Raw genomic sequence first — 6,952 nt, 5'->3', positions numbered from 1 at the left:
GGCCGCTCCCACTGGTATCGCACAAACCCATCGGGCAGCGCTGTACCTGTGGGAGCGGCCTTGTGTCGCGAAAGGGCTGCGCAGCAGCCCCAACGATTTCAGCCTGAATGAACCTGCGCGAAGGGTTCTCAAACGCTGGAAAACCATCACCAATCCGACGAAAACCGGCACAACTGATAGTCATTCGCCATTACCTCGGTTCTCGGGAGCCCTCCAGCAAGGGTAGAATGCGCAAAACCCGGAGCCGCAATGAACCACGACCGCCTCAATCCCAGCCCAGACGATGCCATCACCGACGCCGCCGCGCACTGGTGCATGCGCCTGCACGCCGAAGATTGCACGGTGACAGAGCGCGAGGCGTTCGCTCGCTGGCTGGCGGCCGACCCCCGGCATGCCGAGGAATACCAGGCGATGCTGGAAATCTGGCAAACCGCCGACCTGCTGCCGCGCAATGCAACCGTCATCGACTTCAACCCGCCCGTGCAAAAGGCCGCACGCCCGCGCAACTGGCGGCCGCTGGCATCCGCTGCCGCGATCGCCCTGGCGGTGCTGCCGCTGGCCGGCTGGGTGGGCTGGGAACAAGGCTGGCTACCCAATCACTATCAGCACTTCGAAGCCGGTGCGCACATGCAGACCGTGCAGCTGAGCGACGGCAGCACGGTGCAGCTCAACCTCAACACCGAGCTCACCTACCTCAACTACAAGGACCAGCGCCAGGTCACGCTCAAGCGTGGCGAGGCGTTCTTCAAGGTGCAACACGACAGCAGCCACCCGTTCATCGTGCATGCCGGTCGTGGCCAGACCCGCGTTACCGGCACCCAGTTCAACGTGTGGAAGTACCAGGACCAGGTCAAGGTCACCCTGGTGGAAGGTTCGGTGCTGGTATCCAGCGACGGCAGCGCCGGTGGCTACCGCCTGGGCCCGGGGATGCAGGCCAGTTATCACAAGGGCGACTTCGAGCCGCAACTGGAGCAGAGCGACGACTACGGCAACAGCCTGGCCTGGCGCGACGGCAAGCTGGTGCTCGACAACCTGAGCCTGGAACAGGCCCTGCCGATAATCAACCGATACCTCGATGCGCCGCTGCTGCTGGCCGACGCCAGTACCGGCCGCATCCGCATCAGCGGCATCTACAACACCCGCGAGGTGGGGCGCCTGGTCAACAACCTGCCCAAGGTGCTGCCGGTCTACCTGACCCGCAGCAAGGACGGCAGCACCGTGCTCAACCGCATCTCGCCGCCGCCCGACAAGGGCTGACGCCCTCCCCCTACAGCGTCATCGCCGCCAGCCAGCCGAACGCCAGCAGTGGCAGGTTGTAGTGGATGAAGGTGGGCACCACGGTGTCCCAGATATGGTGGTGCTGGCCATCCACGTTCAACCCCGAGGTCGGGCCCAGGGTCGAGTCCGAGGCAGGCGAGCCGGCGTCACCCAGGGCGCCGGCGGTACCAACGATGCACACGGTGGCCAGCGGGTCGAAGCCCAGCTGCACGCACAGCGGCACGAAGATCGCGGCCAGGATCGGCACGGTGGAGAACGACGAGCCGATGCCCATGGTCACCAACAGGCCCACCAGCAGCATCAGCAAGGCACCGATGCCCTTGCTGTGGTCGATCCACTGCGCCGAGGTTTCCACCAGGCTGTTCACCTCACCGGTGGCCTTCATCACATCGGCAAAGCCCGAGGCGGCAATCATGATGAAGCCGATCATGGCCATCATCTTCATGCCTTCGGTGAACAGGTCGTCAGTGTCCTTCCAGCGCACGATGCCCGACAGCGAAAAGATCAGGAAGCCGACCATCGCGCCGATGATCATCGAATCCAGCCACAACTGGATGATGAACGCCGAGGCAATCGCCAACCCGGCCACCAGCAGGGTCAGCGGGTTGTACTGCACGCTCACCTGCTCCACCTGCTCGATGCGCGCCAGGTCGTAGTCACGCTTCTTGCGGTAACTGATGAATACCGCCAGCAACAGGCCGGCCAGCATGCCGGCCGCCGGGATGGCCATGGCGTGGGTGACATTCACGCCACTCACGTCGACACCCGCGCGGGCAACGTTGGCCAGCAGGATTTCGTTGAGGAAGATGTTGCCAAAGCCCACCGGCAGGAACATGTACGGGGTGATCAGGCCGAAGGTGATCACGCAGGCGATCAGGCGGCGGTCGATGCGCAGGCGGGTCAGCACGTACAGCAGCGGCGGCACCAGCAAGGGGATGAAGGCAATGTGGATAGGCAGGATGTTCTGCGACGACACCGCCACCACCAGCATCAGGCCGACCAGCAACCATTTGACCTTGCCGCCATTGGCATGACCCTGGCGGTCGATCATGGCCAGGGCGCGGTCGGCCAGGGCATGGGCCAGGCCGGACTTGGCGATGGCCACGGCAAAGGCGCCCAGCAGTGCATAGGACAGGGCCACCGTGGCCCCGCCACCGAGGCCGCCGTTGAAGGCCTTGAGCGTACCCTCGATACCCAGGCCGCCCACCAGCCCACCGGCCAGGGCCCCGATGATCAAGGCGATGACCACGTGCACGCGGGACAGGCTGAGTATCAGCATGATGCCGACCGCGGCGATCACTGCATTCATGGTTGGCTTACCTCATTGCGACAGAAAAAAAGCGCGCACTGTGAAGCAGTGAGCAGCAGATGTCAAAAGCGCCATGTTGCGGCGGATTACACAGAGGGCGGAAATTTAAATTGAATGTTTGAATAAAGAAAAAATGGGATGGGCCGATAGGGTGGGAAGGCTGGGAGATGCCTGGCTGGAGATTTCTTTCGCCTGTGAGATCGAGCGCCGCCCAGCCCCAAAGCCATAACCCTTACTGTCCAAAAAAAGGGACCCACCCCATGCCTTTGCGACAACTTTCCATCCAGTGGAAGATCACCCTGCTCGCCGGTCTCTGCCTGGCCGGCATCGTCACCCTGCTCGTCGGCCTGTCGCTGTACCGCATGGACCACAGCTCGGACCTGGTCAAGGCCAGCAGCATGCAGATGCTGACCGAGTCGGCGCAGTCGCGCATCGAGTCGCAGGGCGAGGTGCAGGCGCTGAACATCCGCCGCCAGTTCATGGACGCCTACCAGTACGGCGCCGGTTTCGCCCGCCAGGTGCTGTTCCTGCGCGAGCAGGCGGAAAAGCGCTTTCTCGATGCCTTCGACCTGCGCGAGGACATGACCCGCCAGGTGCGCGCCGCCCTGCAGGCCAACCCCGAGCTGCTCGGCCTGTCGCTGGTATTCGAGCCCAACGCCCTGGACAACAAGGACAGCCTGTTTGTCGGCAAGGCCGAACTGGGCAGCAACGAAACCGGGCGCTTCGCCCTGTACTGGTCGCAGCCACGTGTCGGCCAGCTGACGGCCATGGCCCTGCCCGAGCATGACATGGCCAACACCGAGATCGGCCCCAGCGGCCAGCCTGCCAATACCTGGTGGGTGTGCCCGCGCACATCCGGCAAGGTGTGCGTGGTGGAGCCCTACTTCTACGACATCGATGGCCAGCAGGTGCTGATGACCAGCATCGTCTTCCCCCTGGCAGTCGACGGCAAGGTGATCGCCACCCTGTCCATCGACATCAACCTCAACAGCCTGCAGGCCCTGAGCCAGGAGGCCAGCCGCAGCCTGTACGAAGGCCGCACCACGGTCGGCATTCTCAGCCCGGTCGGCCTGCTGGCCGGCTACAGCGCCGATGCCAGCAAGCTGGCCCAGCGCTTCGACCAGGTCGATACCGCCAAAGGTGCCGAACTGGTGCGCAAGCTGGCCGACGGCAAGATGACCATCGTGCACGGCCAGCAGCGCCTGAAAGTGCTGGCCGCGTTCCGGCCGATCCCGGATGCCCAGCCCTGGGGCGTGCTGCTGGATGTGCCGGAAAACGCCCTGACCGGGCCGGCCGAAGCGCTGAAACAGGAACTGGACGCGCTGAACACCAGCGGCACCCTGCTGGAACTTGGCCTGGGCCTGGCGGCGGCGGTTGCCGGCCTGCTGATGGTGTGGCTGATGGCCCGTGGCGTTACCCGGCCGATCCTCGGCGTGGCAAGCATGCTCAAGGACATCGCCAGCGGCGAAGGTGACCTGACCCGCCGCCTGACCTATCAGAAGCAGGACGAACTGGGCGAACTGGCCGGCTGGTTCAACCGTTTCCTCGACAAGCTGCAGCCGACCATCGCCGAGGTCAAACGCTCGGTGCAGGCAGCCCGTGGCACCGCCGACCAGTCGTCGGCAATTGCCACCCAGACCAGCGCTGGCATGGAGCAGCAGTACCGCCAGGTCGACCAGGTGGCCACTGCCTCGCACGAGATGAGTGCCACCGCCCAGGACGTCGCCCGCAGCGCCGCCCAGGCCGCGCAGGCCGCCCGCGACGCCGACCAGGCCACCCGCGAAGGCCTGGCGGTGATCGACCGCACCACCCACAGCATCGATGCCCTGGCCGCCGACATGAGCAACGCCATGGCCGAGGTACAGGGCCTGGCGCAGAACAGCGAGAAGATCGGTTCGGTGCTGGAGGTGATCCGCTCGATCGCCGAACAGACCAACCTGCTGGCGCTGAACGCCGCCATCGAGGCGGCCCGCGCCGGTGAAGCCGGCCGCGGCTTTGCCGTGGTCGCGGACGAGGTGCGCAACCTGGCCCAGCGAACCCAGGAATCGGTGGAAGAAACCCGCCAGGTTATCGAGGCCTTGCAGAACGGCACCCGCGAAGTGGTCGGGGCCATGGACAACAGCCACCGCCAGGCCCAGGGCGGCGTGCAGCAGGTTGGTCAGGCTGTCACCGCGCTGCAGCGCATCGGCCAGGCAGTGACGGTGATCACCGACATGAACCTGCAGATCGCTTCGGCCGCCGAGGAACAGAGCGCGGTGGCGGAGGAAATCAACAGCAACGTGGCAACCATCCGGGATGTCACCGAGTCGCTGTCGGGGCAGGCCAACGAGTCGGCGCGGGTCAGCCAGTCGCTGAACAGCCTGGCCAACCAGCAACAGGCGCTGATGGACCAGTTCCGCGTCTGAGTCACTTGCAGGCCGCTGCCTATCGCGTGCAGCGGCCTTCCTGCCGGGCCTGGAGCCGGTCGTCTACACTTGCGGCAACTCAGTAGCGCCACTCCAAGAGGCCCCATGAAAAAGATCCCGACGTTGCTGGCCGGCCTGCTGCTCGCAGTAGGCCTGGCCAGCACCGACAGCGCCGCCTCGGCAGAACGCAGCGAGCCCATCCGCTTTGGTGCCATAGGCTGGGAAAGCGGCGCCCTCACCACCGAGATCCTGCGGCTGATCGTGGAGCGAGGCTACGGCTACACCACCGATACCGTGCCCGGCAGCACCGTCAGCATGGAAGTGGCCCTGGCGCGCAACGACCTGCAGGTAATCGCCGAGGAATGGGCCGGGCGCAGCCCCGCCTGGGTCAAGGCAGAACAGGCCGGCCAAGTGTTCGCGTTGGGCGACACGGTCAAGAACGCCGAAGAAGGCTGGTGGGTGCCAGCCTACGTGATCGAGGGCGATGCCGCACGCAAACTGAAACCCGTGGCGCCGGAACTGCGCAGCGTCGAGGACCTCCAGCGTTATTCGCAGGTGTTCCGCGACCCCGAGTCACCCGGCAAAGGGCGTTTTCTGAATAGCCCCAGCGGCTGGACATCCGAAACCGTCAACAGCCAGAAACTCAAGGCCTACGGGCTTAATGATCTCTATACCAATTTCCGCAGCGGCTCCGGGGCTGCAATGGATGCCGAAATCGGCTCGGCCATCCGCCGTGGCCAACCGGTGCTGTTCTACTACTGGAACCCGACCCCTTTGATGGGGCGATACAAACTCATACGCCTGCAAGAGCCACCGTTCGATGCCCAGGCCTGGGCCACCCTCACCGATGCCGGCAACCCCGACCCCAAGGGCAGCAGTTCGCTGCCGGCCAAATTGTCGATCGGCGTATCCAAGGCCTTTCGCGAGGGTTACCCGGAGCTGGTGAGCGCGTTCGAGCGGGTCGACCTGCCCATCGACCGACTGAACCAGGCACTGGCCAACATGAGCGAAAAGCGCACGCCGCCCCGTGACGCTGCCCTCACCTTCCTGCGCGACAACCGCAAGGTGTGGAAAGCCTGGTTGCCTGCGGACATTGCCGCCAAGGTCGAGGCCAGCCTGTGAGCGGCGGCTTCCCCCAAGCCCTGCAATTTTCCTTTGCCGGCAGCATCAACCGGCTGGTCGACTGGCTGGTGCTGCATTACGGCGATCACCTGCGCAGCGTCTCGGACCAGTTGCTGCAACTGCTGGTCGGCCTGGAAACCCTGCTGCGCCTGCTGCCATGGTGGCTGCTGCTGTTGCTGGTCGGCCTGCTGGCCTGGCATGCCAGCCGCAGCGTGCTGCGCAGCGCGGTACTGGTGGCGTTGCTGGCCCTGATCGGCATGCTCGGGTTGTGGGACAAACTGCTGCAGACCATGGCGTTGGTGTTGGTCAGTACCGGCCTCTGCGTGCTGGTGGGCGTGCCGCTGGGCATCCTGCTGGCTGCCCGGCCGCTGGCGAAGCGGTTGCTGTTGCCGGTACTGGATGTGATGCAGACCTTGCCGGCCTTCGTTTACCTGATCCCGGTGCTGATGCTGTTCGGCCTGGGCAAGGTGCCCGCCGTGTTCGCCACGCTGATCTATGCCCTGCCACCGCTGGTACGGCTGACCGAACTGGGCCTGAGCCAGATCGACCCTTCGCTGCTGCAAGCCGCCCATGGCCTGGGGGCCAGCCGCTGGCAGCGGTTGCGGCGCATCGCCCTGCCGCTGGCGCTGCCGAGCATCATGGCCGGGCTCAACCAGTCGGTGATGATGGCCCTGTCGATGGTGGTGGTGGCTTCGATGATCGGGGCCCGCGGGCTGGGCGAGGATGTGCTGTCGGGGATCCAGACTCTGAATGTCGGCCAGGGCGTCGAGGCCGGGCTGGCGATCGTCGCCCTGGCCATGGTGATCGACCGGATCAGCCAGGCCTATGGGCGTGGTGC

The 6,952-nt window shown here is 65.2% G+C and carries 6 protein-coding genes and 1 pseudogene; 6 read left to right on the top strand and 1 reads right to left on the bottom strand.

Annotated features, from left to right (window positions below):
- Both ACK1U9_RS19080 and ACK1U9_RS19075 read left to right on the top strand, forming a co-directional pair.
- On the top strand, positions 1-226 hold a 226-nt coding region (locus ACK1U9_RS19080), incomplete at its 5' end, for a hypothetical protein (protein WP_449110094.1).
- A 23-nt stretch (positions 227-249) separates the two neighbouring features.
- Complete coding sequence (locus ACK1U9_RS19075) at positions 250-1,257, top strand: FecR family protein (protein WP_046615398.1); 1,008 nt, start codon at positions 250-252, stop codon at positions 1,255-1,257.
- A 10-nt stretch (positions 1,258-1,267) separates the two neighbouring features.
- On the opposite strand, the gene ACK1U9_RS19070 is transcribed toward ACK1U9_RS19075, so the two are convergent.
- The gene (locus ACK1U9_RS19070) at positions 1,268-2,587 is read right to left on the bottom strand and encodes a Na+/H+ antiporter family protein (protein ID WP_046615399.1); all 1,320 of its coding nucleotides are present in this window, start codon (positions 2,585-2,587) and stop codon (positions 1,268-1,270) included.
- A gap of 167 nt (positions 2,588-2,754) precedes the next feature.
- Here ACK1U9_RS19070 and ACK1U9_RS19065 point away from each other — a divergent pair.
- The 4 genes and pseudogenes from ACK1U9_RS19065 to ACK1U9_RS19050 all read left to right on the top strand — a co-directional run.
- Positions 2,755-4,134 (top strand): annotated as a pseudogene (locus ACK1U9_RS19065) (PDC sensor domain-containing protein); the annotation flags it as partial.
- 102 nt (positions 4,135-4,236) lie between these two features.
- Complete coding sequence (locus tag ACK1U9_RS19060; protein ID WP_370464244.1) at positions 4,237-4,992, top strand: methyl-accepting chemotaxis protein; 756 nt, start codon at positions 4,237-4,239, stop codon at positions 4,990-4,992.
- 105 nt (positions 4,993-5,097) lie between these two features.
- A complete protein-coding gene (locus ACK1U9_RS19055; protein ID WP_085602186.1) occupies positions 5,098-6,114 on the top strand; it encodes an ABC transporter substrate-binding protein in 1,017 nt (338 codons plus the stop codon).
- The coding region (locus ACK1U9_RS19050; RefSeq protein WP_449110093.1) for an ABC transporter permease at positions 6,111-6,952 on the top strand (842 nt) is incomplete at its 3' end. The genes ACK1U9_RS19055 and ACK1U9_RS19050, both read left to right, overlap by 4 nt.

The organism is Pseudomonas sp. XP1 (genome assembly GCF_053557675.1).
The sequence above is the reverse complement of the archived record's forward strand: the minus strand, read 5'-3'. Positions and strand labels throughout refer to the sequence as shown.